Source organism: Streptomyces sp. GESEQ-35 (assembly GCF_017948485.1).
Lineage (GTDB): Bacteria > Actinomycetota > Actinomycetes > Streptomycetales > Streptomycetaceae > Streptomyces.
The window spans coordinates 22,776-39,780 of the sequence record NZ_JAFFSX010000042.1; the positions used below are offsets into that span (position 1 = coordinate 22,776).

Here is a 17,005-nt window from a genome sequence, read left to right on the forward strand (position 1 = left end):
AGCCCACGGCCGGAGTGATCCAGCACGGTACGCTGGCCACACGCAGGGCGAGGAGGTCGAGGGGATGGCAGTAGCGAAGGTTCCGCCACTGCGCGCCCGCGCCCACAGCGTCGGCGACGCGCTGGTCGCCCATCTGGAACAGCTGATCGCCCTCGGCGAGCTCAGTCCGGGCGACCGACTGCCGGCGGAGCGAGAACTGGCCGAGTCGTTGTCGGTGTCGCGGACCTCCCTCCGGGAAGCCCTGCACCAACTCGAGACCAAGCACCTCATCGAGCGGCGCCAGGGCCGGGGCACCATCGTGCTGGCCCCGCCCACCCAGGTCGACGACCTCTACGCCGCCCTGGCCGACGTGACCGAAGCCGACCGGGAACTGGCCAACGTGGCCGAGCTGCGGACGGTCATCGAGCCGAAGATCGCCGAACTCGCGGCGCTGCGCGCAACCAGCGCCGACCTGCTGCAGATGGACGACATCCTGCACGCCACGGATGAGAACCTACTGGCGGCCAAGTCACTCGAACTGGACGTCCAGTTCCACCTCACCCTCGCCAGGGCGAGCCACAACCCGCTGCTCACCGCGCTGACCACGACGGTCAGTTCGTGGACCACCCCGGTGCGCAAGGACTCCCACAGCACCCCGGAGGGCCGCCGGGCCTCGCTCGCCGGTCACCAGGCGATCCGTGACGCGGTCGAAGCCCGCGAACCTGCCGCGGCGGCCCAGGCGATGATCGCGCACCTCGCCGAGATCGATCAGCTGATCCGCCGCACGCGCCAGGACGACGTGGCCTCCGCCGACCAGCACTGACCTCAGCCCCTTCTCACTCGCGCCCGACCACCCCGCACGGCGGCGCGGCCCCCGGCAGTCGGCCCGGCACGCACCGGTCCTCGACACGGCGCTGCTCACGTATGCCCGGCCACGCCGGAACACCCGATTGATCCACCCAGGAAATGGACTGACATTGAACACCTCACATGCCCGGGAAATGCTCATCTCCCGCCTCGGACGCCGCAAATTCCTGCTCGCCGCCACCGCCGTCACCACGGCAGGCACCGCCACCACGCTGTCCGCGACAACGGCGATGGGACAGACAGCGGAGTCCGGGAAGATGCCCGCGACCGTGCTCCCCAAGGAAATCCTCCAGCCCGGCAAGGGACCGGTGCACGGCGACCACTACCTGCCCTCCCTGCCCGAGCAGGTCCGCTGGGGCTACGTCCCCTCGCGCGGCAGCGAACCGGTGCTGCGCATGCGCTCCGGCCGGACGGTGACCGTCGACACGCTCTCCCACGAGGGCCTCCTGGAAGACCAGGGGCGCGACCCGAAGGCCTACTTCGCCGACCACGGTGTACCCACCCGCCAGGTGCTCGACGACGCGATCGCCGTCGCCCGCGACTACAAGCGGACGACCCGCAACTTCGATGTCGACGGCCCGCACGTGGTCACCGGCCCGATCCAGGTCGAGGGGGCGGAACCCGGCGACGTACTGAAGATCGAAATGCTCTCGCTGATGCCACGCGTGCCCTACGGCGTGGTGTCCAGCCGCCACGGCAAGGGCGCACTGGCCCGCCAGGCGGGCGGCTCGGCTCCGGCGGGCATCACGCTCGCCGAGGTCATGCCGCCCGTGTCGACGGACGGACGGTCCACCGGCGATCCCGAGCGCTACGGCAACGTCTCGGTCTTCACCCCGGTCCGCCGAGGTCACGGCGGCGCCGTCAACGGCGTGCTGGCGTACGGCGGTTCACGTGAAGTGGCGTTCCCGCTGCGCCCGCACATGGGAATGATGGGCGTCGCCTTCGCGTCCGCGGACAGCCTCACCGCGCCCGAGCTCAACTCCATCCCGCCGACCCTCGGCGGCGGCAACATCGACATCAACCTGCTCACGCAGGGCTCGACCTTCTACGTCCCGGTCTTCGCCGAGGGCGCGCTGTTCTACACCGGTGACCCGCATATGGCCATGGGGAACGGTGAAGTGGCGCTCACGGCCATGGAGGGCTCGCTGCGTACGACCTTCCGGCTGACCGTGTGCAAGAAGGGTTCCGGCGACGCCCCGTCCGTCGCCTTCCACTACCCGTTCGCCGAGACTCCCGACGCCTGGGTGGCCGTGGGCCTGTCCGACCCGGACGGCATCCAGAACGGTCAGGGCACCGACCTCGGCATCGCCATGCGGCGCGCTGTGGTCAATGCCCTGGACTTCCTCGAGCACGACCTCGGCATGGAGCGCGCCGTGGCGTACGCGTACCTGTCGGCGGCCGCCGACTTCGAGGTGTCCCAGGTCGTGGACCGCACCGTGGGCGTCCACGGGGTCATCAGCAAGGGCCACTTCGACCACTGAGCGCTCCGCTGGACATGCGGCTCGTTTACCGCGGGCGGGTGGGGGCCGGTCGCGCACGGGCCGGCCGGCCCGTGTCCGCCGCGGTCGTCGTCCGACGCGGTGCGACGTCGAGCAAGCCGAACGCCATTGCCATGTACAGACCTTGGGTCCGCCGAGCGGCGGCTTTCGAGAGGAATTGTGAGAAGCGTGAGCGAGTTGAGCAGTCTGAACCGACGCGGCTTCATGGGTGCCGTGGGCGCCGCCGGTGCGCTGGGCATCGTGAGTGCCGGTAGCGCTCCGGCCGACGCAGCGGGGAGAGCGACCCCGCAGGCCGCGACCGGTGCGCCCGGTTCGCTGTCCCGCAAGGGGGGCTTCGAGCTGATGGAGGCGACCGTTGCCGACATCCACGACGCGTTCCGGCGCGGCCGGCTCACCTGTCGTGAGCTGGTGCGGCAGTACCTCGACCGGATCGCCGCGTACGACAAGCGGGGGCCGGCGCTGAAGGCGATCATCAGCGTCAATCCGCGCGCGCTGGAGGTTGCCGACGAGTTGGACCGCCGATTCCGGCGGTCGGGCCTGACCGGTCCGCTGCACGGCATCCCGATCATCCTGAAGGACAACTTCGACACCTCCGACCTGCCGACGACCGGAGGCAACACCGCCATGCGCGACTCCCTGCCGCCGGCCGACGCCTTCACGGTGCGGAAGATGCGCGAGGCGGGGGCACTGATCCTCGCCAAGGCCAACCTCCAGGAATTCGCCCGGGGCGGAAACTCCGTCAGCTCGCTGGGCGGGCAGGTCCTCAACCCGTACGACCTCACCCGGACACCCGGCGGATCCAGCGGTGGCACGGCTGCCGCGATCGCCTCGAACTTCGCCGTCCTCGGCACCGGCAGCGACACAGGGCAGTCGATCCGCTCCCCCGCATCCGCGGGCTGCCTTGTCGGCATGCGCCCCACCCGGGGTCTGATCAGCCGTCGCGGCGTCATTCCGAACAGCATCACGCAGGACGAGATCGGACCCATCACCCGTACCGTCGAGGACGCGGCTCGACTGCTCGACGTCATGGTGGGCTTCGACCCGGACGACCCCATCACGGCGTTCGGACTCGGGCGCACTCCGCGCAGCTACCTGGACGCGCTCCGAGCCGACGCACTGCGTGGAGCACGTATCGGCGTGATGAACAACCTGTTCGGCACCGAAGAGCGCCACCAGGAAGTCAACCGCGTGATGGAGGACGTCATCTCCACCATGCGCGCGCAGGACGCCACCGTCATCCGCTTCGACCTGCCGGCGTACGACGCTCTCCAGTCCGTTGTCGCCAACTCGGACTGGGAAGCGCACACGGCGATGGACGCGTACTTCGCCTCCCTCGGCCCGGACGCGCCGGTGCGCACCTTCGACCAACTGGTCGCCTCACGGACGGCAGTACCCGAGGTGCAGAAGACGCTGGAAACAGAACTGGCGGTCAAGGACGGCCTGAACGACCCGCAGTACAAGGACCGCACACTCAACCGCGACAAGCTGCGGCTCGCGGTCTCGGCCAAGCTGGCCGAACTCGACCTGGACGCGATCCTGTATCCCCTGCAGAAGGTGCTCGTCTCCCCGGTCGGCGTACCCCAACCGGAACGCAACGGCGCCCTGTCCCACGGCACGGGCTTCCCGGCCGTCTGCTTCCCCGGCGGATTCTCAACCCCTACGGAGGCAGCTCCACTCGGCGTGCCGGTGGGCGCCGAATTGCTCGGGCGCGACTACAGCGAGCCCCTGCTGCTCTCGCTCTCCTACGCCTACGAGAAAGCCACGAAGACCCGCAAGCCCCCGCGCAGCACACCGTCTCTGACGCGGTGACAGGAGGCGAGGGGCGAGTCGGTATGGGCGGCGACTCGCCCCTCGATGTATGCAGGAGGGACGCCCATACGCACAGCAACACCCCCACGCGGCCTTCCCCCAGCGGACAGGACAGACCCGTACCCAGACAACCCGGGGGGGCACCCGCTGCCCATAGGTCGCCGCACATCGCGACACCTGTGTGCGCGAGCGGGCTGTCCGCAGGTGATACCTCGTCGGATACTTCTGTGTCAGTACATGGTCCCTCGCAGGCATCCCCCATGGCATGGCGCCCTGCCATGTCTTGAGGATCTGCTGATGGACATGGGCAAGCGACTGGACGAGGAACAGCTCGATGAACTGAACGCGGGCTGAAGCGACGACAACTTCGAACCCTCCCGGTCTCGTGCTGAAATTCAGAGTGACTTCACCACCGGCCCATTGGAATGGGACCTCGCAGCGCTTGTGGCAAGCAGTACGCGACGGCGAGCCTCTCAATCTGGCAGCCTCCCCGTCCGAAGGCTCCGTGCCCCAGGAAGTCCCTGCCGAGGTTGTTGCCGCCCTCTTGCTGGAGCCCCCAGCGCCAGGGCCGGGGGCGGTGCCACGACTGCAGCTGATCGGTGCGCACATAACCGGGCGGCTTCAGCTGCAATACGCCACGATCGAGATCCCATTCTCCCTGGTCGATTGCCGTTTCGACGCGCCGGTGGAACTCGATGACGCCTCGCTGCGTGCGGCGGACCTCACGGGCTGCCACATACCTCGGCTGAGCGCCGACCGACTGCGTGTGGACGGTGATCTGACACTCAACCAGTTGGCCAGTGGTGGAGTGTCCCTGTTCGGTACCCAGATCAGGGGCGATCTGTGGCTCAATGCCGCCCGCATCGCAGGCGGCGGGTCCGACTGCCATCACGCCGCCATCACGTGTCGCCCGAACGCATCCAGCGGGCCCGCCGTTTCCGGCAGACCCGCTGGTGAACACCGTCGGGACGACAGGATTTGAACCTGCGACCCCTTGACCCCCAGTGGGTGGTCCGTGAGCGGCGTTCGACGGGTCGTTCTTCGAGGTCAGTGTCCAGCGTACTCGGCCGAGTAAAGGAGTCTGTGTACTCTTGCCTCCGCCGGACCGCCTCGTCGACTCACGCACCGCCTTCCGCTCGTCGAGGGGATCCGCAACCAACTCTGCTTTTCCAGCGCCTCGCTTCGGGCCAAGAGCCAGCAAGTCGGAACATGCATCCGGGGTTCGTGCCACAACGACCCTCCGTCGGCGACGAGTTCAGCGATCATGTCCGACGACAATCCAGTGATCCACACTCCGCCACGATCAACTGACGCGCGCCCAGCCCCATCAGGCACTGTTCAACGAGCTGCCTGAACACTGGGCCACGGCCAACCATGCACCAGGTCACTTGGGCCACAGGCAGGGCGGGGGGCGTAAGCCCTGCCCATCTTCTACCAGTCCTTCTGCACACCTCTGTTCACATGCGGCGGTCTTCTCAATTCATAGGGCGCGCATCCTCGGGGGCCCCGATCCAGCGGCTGATCTCGATGTCGGCCGACGTGTCCCGCGGCAGCGTAGGCGCGATCACCAGTTCCTCGACGACCGTCCGCTGCGGGAGCGAGGCGCACAGCAGCACGGCTCGCGCCACGTCCTCCGGCTGCACCATGGCCGCCCGCTTCTCCTCGCTCGGCGGGACGGCGCGGCTGTCGAGGATCGGTGTGTTCACCTCGCCGGGCAGGATGCAGGTGGCGCGGATGACGTCGTTGCGGAAGGTGTTGTGCAGATACGTCATGAAGTTGCGCACGCCCGCCTTGGCCGCGCCGTACGGTGCTCCGCCGAGGAGGGTGGGCCGCACCGCGGCGAGCGAGGACACCGTGATGATCGAGCCGCCGCCGTGCTCCAGCATGTCCGGGAGCACGGCCTGGGTGAGGAGGTATACGGCGGTGAGGTTGACGCCCATGACGTCGTTCCACTCCTCCTCGCTGATCCAGCGGACGTCCAGGACCTTGCTCGCGCCGCCCGCGTTGTTGACGAGGATGTCGACGGGCCCGGCCACCTCTCGCGTCCAGGCGACGAGCTCGCGGACCTCGCCGGCGTTCTCGACGTGCGTGGAGTGGGTGAAGGCCGTGCCGCCGGCCTTCTCGATCACTGCGGCGACCTCGTCGAGGACGTGCTGCCTGCGTCCGACGAGGACCACCCTCGCCCCCTCCCCCGCCAGCAACAGCGCCGTTTCCCGGCCGATGCCGGTACCCGCGCCGGTGATCAGCGCGGTCTTTCCATCGAGGGTTCCCATCCGCTTTCCGTCGACGTGTGCCATCCGTCTCAGCCCTCCCAGCTGTGGGCGCGCCATACGCCCTCAGGGGTGAGGATGCCCTCGCGAGGTCGGCGAACATGGCTTCCCGGCCGCAGATCGCCACGGCTTGCTGCCGCACTTCACGGGCCGGTCGAGGGCTGACCCGCGACGTGTTCGCCGGCGAAGTGGCAGACTGCCCGCCGACCTGCCGGTGTGAGGGTGAGTTGCGGGTCGCTCTCCGCGCAGATCGTCCGCTCCGGGTGCGCCGGCGGGCCGATCGGGCACCGGGTCAGTCCGGCAAACAGACCCTCCGGTGACTGCATCATGGCCGAGGCCGGCCCCACGGGAGTCACCTCACAGACGCGGCACGGCAGGCCGAACAACAACACGCAATGACTTGCCCGGGTGCAGGTGGCAGCGATCACGACGATGGCGACCGGCAGCCTGACACCAAGCAACTCGACTCCACCCCACTCGGGACAGTCCGGAGCCTGCATCGGACCCGGAGCGCTTCATCGTGTCCACGGCGGAGTCTTGCCATCCCGCAGAGAACCCTTCGCCCCGCGGGGCCGCCCCCCTGAACGCCCGTCCGACCGGCCCGAGGACGACCGGATACAGTGCGCGAGACGGCAGCCCGGCCAGAAAGGGGAAGCGTGACCGACACCAGCAACACCCGACCCGCCGACAGTGAAGTGCAAGCTCCGCGGCAGAGCCGACTGCACCGCCTGACGCGCTACATCCCCCTGATCGCCCCCGTCCTGCTGTGGGCCGTGCCCTGCTGGATGCTCCTGCACACCGGCCAGCACTGGCCGCTGCCCGTCACGCTGGTCGGCACCGCCCTGTTCGCCCTCGGCCTCGTCGGTATGCCGCTCGCGATGGTGCGCGGCCACGGACGGCGCCAGCAGGACCGGGCGGCGATAGTCGGTGACACCCTGCTGGGCACCAGCTGGGTTCTGTTCACCTGGTCCATTCTGCTCGGCGTCCCATTGCGGCTCGCCCTGACCGTGGCCGGCGTCGGCGAGAGTCAGGACCGGGCCCGAATCGTCACTTGGGCCGTCCTCGGCATCACCGCCGTACTGCTCGCCTGGGGGTACGCCGAGGCCCGCCGCGTGCCACGCGTGCGCCGCCTCGACGTACAACTCCCGCGGCTGGGCGCCGGGTTGGACGGCACCCGCGTCGCCCTCATCACCGACACCCACTACGGCCCGCTCGACCGCGCCCGCTGGTCGGCACGCGTGTGCGAGACGGTGAACACGCTGGAAGCCGACCTGGTCTGCCACACCGGCGACATCGCGGACGGCACGGCCGACCGCCGCCGCGCCCAGGCCACCCCACTCGCTACCGTGCGAGCCACCCGGGCCCGGGTATACGTCACCGGCAACCACGAGTACTACAGCGAGGCCCAGGGCTGGGTCGACCTGATGGACGAACTGGGCTGGGAACCACTACGCAACCGCCATCTGCTGCTCGAACGCGGAGGCGACACCCTCGTGGTCGCCGGCGTGGACGACGTCACCGCCGAATCCTCCGGCCTGGCAGGCCACCGCGCCCACCTCGCCGGAGCCCTGGACGGCGCAGACCCCGACCTACCCGTCCTGCTCCTGGCACACCAGCCCAAGTTCGTCGACCGGGCGGCAGCCGACGGCATCGACCTCCAACTCTCCGGCCACACCCACGGCGGCCAGATCTGGCCCTTCCACCACCTGGTCCGCATCGACCAGCCCGCCCTCGCCGGCCTCAGCCACCACGGCACCCGCACCCTCCTCTACACCAGCCGCGGCACCGGCTTCTGGGGCCCGCCCTTCCGCATCTTCGCCCCCAGCGAGATCACCCTGCTCGTACTCCGCTCCCCACACCTGCCCACCTCGCCGTAACACTGGACGGGCCAACACATCCGCTTGGAGCAGTCCACGAGCCGAGGGATGCGGCGTCAACAGATGAGGCTGTCGGCCCGGGGATGGTCATACAGCCCGAAGAAACTTGGCTTCTTCCAGAGCTGCAAGTCGGTTGTCTGGAGGGAGCTTTTCCCTCCAGACAACCCAGATCTTCAGCCACTGTACGCAGTCACTCCAAGACGCTCCGGCGTGAACCACTGCAAATCCGCGCAGTCCCCGGACCAGCCACGGACCAGTTGGAGCCCTGGCCAGTATGCGCAACCGGGCGATCTGCACCGGTCCGTCACCTGACTTGGCCCGAACGCGGGCCCGGCCGCTCAGCACCGCCCGGGCCGCGTTCGGCGCATCGAGCGAAGGAGCCCGTCCCTTACCCCCGGCCCGCCCCACCGCGCCCAACTTCCTGGCCCAATCCAGCAGATCTCGATACCCAACCGCGGCGGCCGGCCAGAGCCCTCCCATCCGGTCGTGAGGCCGTCGATGCAGGATGGCGTCCCGCGCCGCCGAGGCCACGTCCGTGCGCTCGCGTGTTGTGTACTGAGTTCGGAGCAGCGGTTTGGTGCGGCTGTCACTACCATCCCCCGTTCGGCCCTGGAGAGTGCGCTCAGGGTCGACCTCCGGCCCTATCAGTGACACTCGGTGCCGACGGCATCCAAGTTCGCCCGGTCGCCAGGGCTCAATCGGAACGCCGGCCCTTCTGTCCGTCTACCTGATCGCGGAGCACTTCGGCATCCCGGGTCAATAGGCATTTTCAGGTTTGACGCTGTGAGTCGTCTACGAGACCGCGCTCAAGCCGCACGGCCGGCTGCGGCGCCTTCCGCCCAGCCAGGACTTGACCCGGCAGCCCACGGAAACCCAGTAGCAACAACCTATTGACATGACATTTGCCTGGCGGCATCGTACTCGCCTTAGAGAGCCGTTTTAAAGCGCTCTAAATCCATCGTCATCTGCACCGCCACCTCCATCCCGGGGACTCCGGATCGAAGGGAAACCAGCGTGATGTCGTTCGAAGTGCTGACCATGGGCCGCGTCGGGGTGGATGTGTATCCGCTCCAGACGGGTGTGGGGTTGGCGGAGGTCACGTCGTTCGGCAAGTACCTGGGCGGCAGCCCGACCAACGTCGCCGTGGCCGCCGCCCGCCACGGGCACTCGGTTGCCGTGATCACCAAGACAGGCCGTGATCCGTTCGGGGACTTCGTCCGCACGGCCCTGGAGGGTTACGGCGTCGACAGCCGGTTCGTCGGTACGTCGGACATCGCGCCGACGCCGGTGACGTTCTGCGAGATCTTCCCGCCGGACGACTTCCCGCTGTACTTCTACCGCCTGCCCAAGGCCCCTGACCTGGACATCCAGCCGGGCGAGCTGGACCTGGACGCGATCCGCGACGCACAAATCTTCTGGATCACCGGCACGGGGCTGAGCGAGGAGCCGAGCCGCTCGGCCACCCTCGCCGCCCTGGCGCACCGGGCGAAGGCGGGCACGACGGTGTTCGACCTCGACTGGCGGCCGATGTTCTGGGCCGACCCGGCCGAGGCCCGCGGCCACTACGCCGAGGCCCTGCGTCATACGACGGTTGCGGTGGGCAACCTCGACGAGTGCGAGGTCGCCACTGGTGAGCGCGAGCCGTACGCCGCCGCGAAGGCACTGCTGGCGGCCGGTGTGGAGCTGGCGGTGGTGAAGCAGGGGCCGAAGGGTGTGCTGGCCATGGACCGGGACGGCTCGGCCGCCGAGATCCCGCCGGTCCCGGTGGATGTCGTCAACGGGCTCGGTGCCGGTGACGCCTTCGGCGGCGCGCTCTGCCACGGCCTGCTGTCCGGCTGGAGCACCCGCACCACGGTGGCCTTCGCCAACGCCGCAGGCGCCATCGTCGCGGGCCGGCTGGCCTGCTCCGACGCGATGCCCACCGAGGCCGAGGTCGACACCAAGCTCCGCGAGGCATCTCCCGCCCCCGCCGAAGCCTCCACCGAACGAAAGGCCTGACGACGTGCTGTCCGACAACCTGAGCCGGATCGTGGACGCCCGGGTGAACGACCCCGACGCCGTCGCGGCCGCCGCCACCCGACGTGTCAAGGCCACGTCGCCGCTCGGCGAGCACGGCAAGGCGATGATCATCGCCGCCGACCACCCGGCGCGCGGCGCCAACGGCGTCGGTGGCGACTCCACCGCCATGGCCGACCGCTTCAGGCTGCTGGACCGCCTGTGCGTCGCCCTGGAGCGGCCGGGTGTGACGGGCGTGCTGGCCACCGCCGACATCCTGGAGGACCTGCTGCTGCTCGGCGTCCTGGACGGCAAGAGCGTCTTCGGCTCCATGAACCGGGCCGGGCTTGCGGGCTCCGTCTTCGAGATCGACGACCGGTTCACCGGCTACGACGCCGAGACCATCGCCGCGATGGGCTTCGACGGCGGCAAGATGCTCACCCGCATCGCCCTCGACGACCCGGCCACCCCGGCCGCCCTGTCCGAGGCGGCACGAGCCGTCAATGAGCTGAATGACCGTCAACTCATGGCCCTGGTCGAGCCTTTCATATCAGTGTGGCTGGACGGCAGGATCCGCAACGACCTCTCGACGGACGCCGTCGTCAAGTCGATCACCATCGCCTCGGGACTGGGCCGCCGCACCGCCTACACCTGGCTGAAACTGCCTGTCGTCGACGACATGGAACGCGTCCTGGCCTCCTCCACCTTCCCGGCACTGCTGCTCGGCGGCGAGGTCAAGGACCCCGACGCCGCCTTCGCCTCCTGGGGCAAGGCGCTGAAGCAGCCCACCGCGCAGGGCCTAGTCGTCGGCCGCTCCCTCCTCTACCCCTCGGACGGCGATGTCGCCGGTGCCGTGGACCGGGCGGTGAGCCTGCTGTGACGTCCATGAGCAAGTACCACCTTCCCAAAGGGACCTCGGCCGATGGCCCGTACGACCTCCTGGTCACACCTGAGTCGGCGGGCTGGGGATACTCCGGCCTCAGGATCCTGACCCTGCGGCCGGGCGAGGCGCACACTCTGTCCACCGGAGAGTCCGAGTTCCTGGTCCTGCCGCTGACGGGCTCCTGCACCGTCACCACGGACGGCAGGACCATCGAACTCACCGGCCGGACAAGCGTGTTCGCCTCAGCCACCGACTTCGCCTACTTGCCGCGCGAATCGGAGGCCCTGATCAGCAGCGCGCACGGTGGGACGTACGCGCTGCCCTCCGCCCGTACCGAGCAGGGAGGTCACTCGGCTCGGTACGGGCGCAAGGAGGACGTGCCCGTCGAACTGCGCGGCGCGGGCGCGTGCTCGCGGCAGGTCAACAACTACTGCCTGCCGGGCACGTTCGAGGCCGAGCAGCTGCTGGTGTGCGAGGTACTGACCCCCGGTGGCAACTGGTCGTCGTATCCGCCGCACAAGCACGACGAGGCCCGCACGGACGAGGCCGGCAACCCGGTCGAGTCGGAGCTGGAGGAGATCTACTACTTCGAGGTCTCCGGCGGCGAGAACGGCTTCGGATACCAGCGCGTCTACGGCACCGAGGACCGGCCGATCGACGTGCTCGCCGAAGTCCGTTCCGGCGAGACGGTGTTGATCCCGCACGGCTGGCACGGCCCGTCCATCGCCGCACCCGGCTACGACCTCTACTACCTCAACGTCATGGCCGGCCCCGGCCAGGACCGCGCCTGGCTGATCTGCGACGACCCCGCCCACGGCTGGGTCCGCGGCACCTGGGAAACCCAGGACGTCGACAACCGGCTGCCCTTCGAAGGACTCAACGAGCGATGAACACCGTCCGCCTCACCACCGCCCAGGCCCTGGTCCGTTTCCTGGCCAACCAGTACAGCGAGCGCGACGGCCAGGAGCAGCGGCTGATCCCCGGCGCTTGGGGCATCTTCGGACACGGCAACGTGGCCGGCATCGGACAGGCCCTGCTACAGGCCGCCGTCACCCAAGAGGCCGACCTTCCCTACTACTTGGCCCGCAACGAGCAGGGCATGGTGCACGCTTCGGTGGCCTACGCGAAGATGCGCGACCGGCTGGCCACCTTCGCCTGCACGGCGTCGACGGGCCCCGGCTCCACGAACATGATCACGGGCGCCGCCCTCGCCACCACCAACCGCCTCCCGGTACTCCTCCTGCCCAGCGACATGTTCGCCACCCGCGCCGCCGACCCCGTACTCCAGCAACTGGAGGACACCCGCGGCGGCGACGTCACCGTCAACGACGCCTTCCGCGCCGTATCCAAGTACTTCGACCGCATCTCCCGCCCCGAGCAACTGATCCCGGCCGCCCTCGCCGCGATGCGGGTGCTCACCGACCCGGTCGAGACCGGCGCCGTCACCCTCTCCCTGCCGCAGGACGTGCAGGCCGAGGCGTACGACTGGCCCGTCTCCTTCTTCCGCCACCGGGTCTGGCACGTGGGCCGCCCGGTGCCCGAGCCGGCCGCCGTCGAGCGGGCCGCGCGGCTGCTACGGAACGCAAAGAAGCCGCTGATCGTCGCGGGTGGCGGAACCGTGTACTCCGGTGCCGAGACCGAGCTGCGGGCGTTCGCCGAGGCCACCGGCATTCCGGTCGCGGACACGCACGCGGGCAAGGGCGCCGTGCCCTGGGACCACCCGTACGCGGTCGGCGGCATCGGCTCCACCGGCGCCCACGCGGCCAACGAACTGGCACGCGAAGCCGACGTCGTCCTCGGCATCGGCACCCGCTACTCCGACTTCACCACCGCCAGCCACACCGTCTTCGCCAATCCCGACGTCACCTTCGTCAACCTCAACGTCGCCCGCCTCGACGCCGTCAAGCACTCCGCGGAACCCCTGGTGGCCGACGCCCGGCTCGGCGTCCAGGCCCTCGCCGGAGCTCTGGCCGACTGGGAGGTGGACCAGGAGTATCGGGACCGGACGCGTCAACTCATCGCCCGTACCCGGGAGATCGAGGAGGAGTGCTTCGCACCGGAGCGGAACACGGGGGACCTTCCCGCCCAGACACAGATTCTGGGTGCCCTCAATGATGTCCTCGACGACCGGGCCGTGGTCATCAACGCGGCCGGCTCCATGCCCGGCGACCTGCAACAGCTGTGGCGGGCAAGGGATCCGAAGGCCTACCACGTGGAGTACGCGTATTCGTGCATGGGCTACGAGGTGGCCGCGGGCGTCGGCGCGAAGATGGCCGATCCGTCGCGCGAGGTGGTCGTGCTTGTCGGGGACGGCTCGTATCTGATGATGGCTCAGGAGATCGTGACCATGGTCTCCGAAGGCCTGAAGGTCATCATCGTCCTGGTCCAGAACCACGGCTTCGCCTCCATCGGAGCCCTGTCCGAGTCGCTCGGGTCCCAGCGGTTCGGCACCAAGTACCGCTACCGCGAGGGTGGCTCGGGCCTGCTCGACGGTGACGTACTCCCGGTAGACCTGGCCGCCAACGCCTCTTCCCTGGGCGCGGACGTCCTGCACGCCACGAGCGTCGACGAGTTCCGTACGGCGATGGAGAAGGCCAAGGCCGCCACCCGCACCACCGTCGTCCACGTCGAGACCGACCTGTACGGGCCCAACCCACCCGGCCACGGCTGGTGGGACGTCCCCGTCAGCCAGACGTCTGCCCTGGACTCCACCCGCGCCGCCTACGAGACGTACGCCGCCCACAAGCGCACCCAGCGCCACTACCTGTAAGTCCCTTTCCCGCAAAGGAAACCCTCACCGTGAAGACCATCCAGCACTGGATCAACGGCTCCCCCACCGCCGGCAGAGGCCCGCAGACCGCGCCCGTGTTCAACCCGGCCACCGGCCAGGAGCAGGCCCGGGTCGCCCTGGGCTCGGCCGCCGACGTGGACGCGGCCGTCGCGGCTGCCGCGCAGGCCTTCGAGACCTGGTCGGAGTCCTCGCTGTCCCAGCGCACCCAGGTCATGTTCGCCTTCCGCCAGCTCCTCGTCGATCACGAGGAGGAGCTGGGCCGGATCATCTCCGCCGAGCACGGCAAGACCGTCGACGACGCCCGCGGCGAGATCACCCGCGGCCGCGAGGTCGTGGAGTTCGCCTGCGGCCTCGGCGACGTGTTGAAGGGCTCCTTCTCCGACCAGGTCTCCCGCGGCGTCGACGTCCACAACTTCCGGCAGCCGCTCGGCGTCGTCGCGGGCATCACGCCCTTCAACTTCCCCGCCATGGTGCCTCTTTGGATGCACCCGATGGCGATCGCGACCGGCAACACCTTCATCCTCAAGCCCAGTGAGCGCGACCCGTCGGCCGCCAACTTCGTCGCCGAGCTGTATCAGCGCGCCGGTCTGCCGGACGGCGTGTTCAACGTCGTCCACGGCGGCAAGGACGCGGTGGACGCGATCCTCACCCATCCCGGCATCGAGGCCGTCTCCTTCGTCGGGTCGACCCCGATCGCCAAGTACGTACACGAGCAGGCCACTTCGCACGGCAAGCGCGTCCAGGCCCTCGGCGGCGCGAAGAACCACGCCGTCGTCCTGCCCGACGCCGACCTGGAGTTCGCCGCCAACCACATCACTGCCGGCGCCTACGGCTCCGCCGGCGAACGCTGCATGGCCGTCTCCGTCGCCGTCGCCGTGGGTGACGCCGCCGACGCACTGGTGGAGGTGCTGGAACGCAAGGCCCGCGAGGTGAAGGTCGGCCCCGGGGACACCCCCGGCACCGAGATGGGCCCGCTGGTCACCAAGACTGCCCAGGAGCGCGTCGAAAGCGCCGTCGGCACCGCTGCCACGCAGGGCGCCACCGTCGTCGTCGACGGCCGCGGGCTGAAGATCGACGGGCACGAGGACGGCTTCTTCACCGGGCCGTCCCTCCTCGACCACGTCACCACCGAGATGGACGCCTACAAGGAAGAGCTGTTCGGTCCGGTTCTGGCGATCGTCCGCACCGACAGCCTCGACCAGGCCATCGACCTCATCAACGCCAACCCCTACGGCAACGGCACCGCCCTGTTCACCGCCTCCGGCGAAGCCGCCCGCCGATTCCAGCGCAAGATCAACGTCGGCATGATCGGCATCAACGTCCCCGTGCCCGTCCCGATGTCGTACTACTCCTTCGGCGGCTGGAAGGACTCCCTCATCGGCGACTCCCCCATCCACGGCCCCGAAGGCATCCGCTTCTACACCCGCCCCAAGGTCGTCACCACCCGCTGGCCCCAGACCGCCCAGCAGGTCACCGCCGGCTTCAACTTCCCCACCTCCAACTGACGGCGGACAGCCGCCCCCTCCCCCTCCCCGACCCCACAGCGACAGGAGACGGCCATGGACGTCAAAGACGACGACGTGACCCAGGCCCTAACGCCATCCACCCTCATCGATGACGCTCCGCCTCCCGTCCGGAGGCGACTGCGGATCATCACCGTCATCGCCACCTTCGGCGGCCTCCTCTTCGGCTACGACACCGGCGTCATCAACGGCGCCCTGCCCTACATGACCGACGACCTGGGCCTGACCCCCTTCACCGAGGGCATGGTCACCAGCTCGCTCCTGCTCGGCGCGGCGCTCGGTTCGCTGCTCGGCGGCCGACTCTCCGACGCGCGGGGCCGACGCCGCAACATCCTGCTCCTCGCCGTGATCTTCTTCTTCGGCGCACTCGGCTGCACCCTGGCCCCGAACACCGAACTCATGATCGTGGCACGCTTCGTGCTCGGCCTCGCGGTCGGTGGTGCCTCGGTGACCGTGCCGGTGTACCTGGCGGAGATCTCGCCCGCCGAACGCCGCGGGCGTCTGGTCACCCGTAACGAGCTGATGATCGTCAGCGGTCAGCTGGCGGCGTTCACCTTCAACGCGATCATCGCCAACGTCGGCGGCGAGTCGGGCGGCATCTGGCGCTGGATGCTGGTCGTCGCGACCCTGCCCGCGGTCGCGCTGTGGTTCGGCATGCTGGTCATGCCGGAGAGCCCCCGCTGGCTCGCCTCCCAGGGCCGGTACGCGGACGCACTGGCCGTCCTGAAGCAGGTCCGCTCCGAACAGCGTGCCGAGGCCGAGCTCAGCGAGGTCAGCGCGATGGCCGTCGAGGACGAGAAGGCCAAGCTCGGCGGCTGGAACGACCTCCGTGTGCCGTGGGTACGCAAGCTGGTCCTGGTGGGCATCGGCATCGCGATCGTCATGCAGATCACCGGTGTGAACACGATCATGTACTACGGCACCCAGATCCTCACCGACGCCGGCTTCGCCGCCGACAGCGCCCTCACCGCGAACATCGCCAACGGCGTGATCTCCGTGCTGGCCACCTTCGTCGGCATCTGGCTGCTGGGCCGCGTCAACCGCCGCCCGATGCTCATGATCGGCCAACTCGGCACCATTGCCGCCCAGTTGCTGATAGGCGTCTTCTCCCTCGTCATGCCCGCCGGTGACGGCCGCGCGTTCGCGGTCCTGGCGATGACCATCACCTTCCTCGCCTTCCAGCAGGGCGCGATCTCCCCGGTGACCTGGCTGATGTTGTCCGAGATCTTCCCGCTGAAAATGCGGGGCTTCGGCCTGGGCATCGCGGCCTTCGCCCTGTGGATCACCAACTTCCTCATCGGGCTGGTCTTCCCGATCCTGGTCGACGCGGTCGGCGTGTCCAACACGTTCTTCGTCTTCGTCGCCCTCGGCATTCTCGCGGTCGCCTTCGTCAAGCAGTACGTGCCCGAGACGCGCGGACGCACACTCGAGAACCTCGAACACGAACTCAAGGCCCGCTTCTCCTGAACACCCCCTGCCACCGGTCCCGTCGGGGTCCGGGGGCGCAGAAAG

The 17,005-nt window shown here is 69.1% G+C and carries 12 protein-coding genes; 11 read left to right on the forward strand and 1 reads right to left on the reverse strand.

Annotated elements, in window-relative coordinates; translation table 11 throughout:
• Nucleotides 1–64: 64 nt before the first annotated feature.
• The 4 genes from KCH87_RS46100 (at nt 65) to KCH87_RS46115 (ending at nt 5,136) form a co-directional block, all read left to right on the forward strand.
• Nucleotides 65–802 carry a FadR/GntR family transcriptional regulator gene (locus KCH87_RS46100; protein ID WP_210593967.1) on the forward strand — a complete coding sequence of 246 codons (738 nt, stop codon included), beginning with the start codon at nt 65–67 and terminating at the stop codon, nt 800–802.
• Nucleotides 803–980: 178 nt separating this feature from the next.
• Nucleotides 981–2,327 (forward strand): acetamidase/formamidase family protein, encoded by a 1,347-nt coding sequence (locus tag KCH87_RS46105; RefSeq protein ID WP_247197837.1) that lies wholly within the window; start codon nt 981–983, stop codon nt 2,325–2,327.
• Between the two features lie 186 nt (nt 2,328–2,513).
• Nucleotides 2,514–4,154 (forward strand): amidase family protein, encoded by a 1,641-nt coding sequence (locus tag KCH87_RS46110; RefSeq protein WP_210593968.1) that lies wholly within the window; start codon nt 2,514–2,516, stop codon nt 4,152–4,154.
• Nucleotides 4,155–4,731: 577 nt separating this feature from the next.
• Nucleotides 4,732–5,136: a hypothetical protein gene (locus tag KCH87_RS46115; RefSeq protein WP_210593969.1), complete on the forward strand. Its 405-nt coding sequence runs from the start codon at nt 4,732–4,734 to the stop codon at nt 5,134–5,136.
• A gap of 493 nt (nt 5,137–5,629) precedes the next feature.
• On the opposite strand, the gene KCH87_RS46120 is transcribed toward KCH87_RS46115, so the two are convergent.
• Complete coding sequence (locus KCH87_RS46120) at nt 5,630–6,427, reverse strand: SDR family oxidoreductase (RefSeq protein WP_210593970.1); 798 nt, start codon at nt 6,425–6,427, stop codon at nt 5,630–5,632.
• Between the two features lie 653 nt (nt 6,428–7,080).
• Between KCH87_RS46120 and KCH87_RS46125 the strand changes: the two genes are divergently transcribed.
• The 7 genes from KCH87_RS46125 (at nt 7,081) to KCH87_RS46155 (ending at nt 16,960) form a co-directional block, all read left to right on the forward strand.
• Nucleotides 7,081–8,301 (forward strand): metallophosphoesterase, encoded by a 1,221-nt coding sequence (locus KCH87_RS46125; RefSeq protein ID WP_210593971.1) that lies wholly within the window; start codon nt 7,081–7,083, stop codon nt 8,299–8,301.
• A gap of 1,017 nt (nt 8,302–9,318) precedes the next feature.
• Entirely contained in the window at nt 9,319–10,299 is a 981-nt protein-coding gene (gene iolC / locus KCH87_RS46130) for a 5-dehydro-2-deoxygluconokinase (protein WP_210593994.1), read from the forward strand.
• 4 nt (nt 10,300–10,303) lie between these two features.
• Nucleotides 10,304–11,176, forward strand: coding sequence for an aldolase (locus KCH87_RS46135; protein ID WP_210593972.1), 873 nt, complete (start codon nt 10,304–10,306; stop codon nt 11,174–11,176).
• 5 nt (nt 11,177–11,181) lie between these two features.
• Complete coding sequence (gene iolB / locus KCH87_RS46140; RefSeq protein WP_210593973.1) at nt 11,182–12,069, forward strand: 5-deoxy-glucuronate isomerase; 888 nt, start codon at nt 11,182–11,184, stop codon at nt 12,067–12,069.
• Nucleotides 12,066–13,949, forward strand: a complete 1,884-nt coding sequence (gene iolD / locus KCH87_RS46145; RefSeq protein WP_210593974.1) for a 3D-(3,5/4)-trihydroxycyclohexane-1,2-dione acylhydrolase (decyclizing) — start codon at nt 12,066–12,068, stop codon at nt 13,947–13,949. Before iolB ends, iolD begins: the two co-directional genes overlap by 4 nt.
• A 29-nt stretch (nt 13,950–13,978) precedes the next feature.
• Nucleotides 13,979–15,475, forward strand: coding sequence for a CoA-acylating methylmalonate-semialdehyde dehydrogenase (locus KCH87_RS46150; RefSeq protein WP_210593975.1), 1,497 nt, complete (start codon nt 13,979–13,981; stop codon nt 15,473–15,475).
• A gap of 54 nt (nt 15,476–15,529) precedes the next feature.
• Nucleotides 15,530–16,960 carry a sugar porter family MFS transporter gene (locus KCH87_RS46155; protein WP_210593976.1) on the forward strand — a complete coding sequence of 477 codons (1,431 nt, stop codon included), beginning with the start codon at nt 15,530–15,532 and terminating at the stop codon, nt 16,958–16,960.
• Nucleotides 16,961–17,005: the final 45 nt, after the last annotated feature.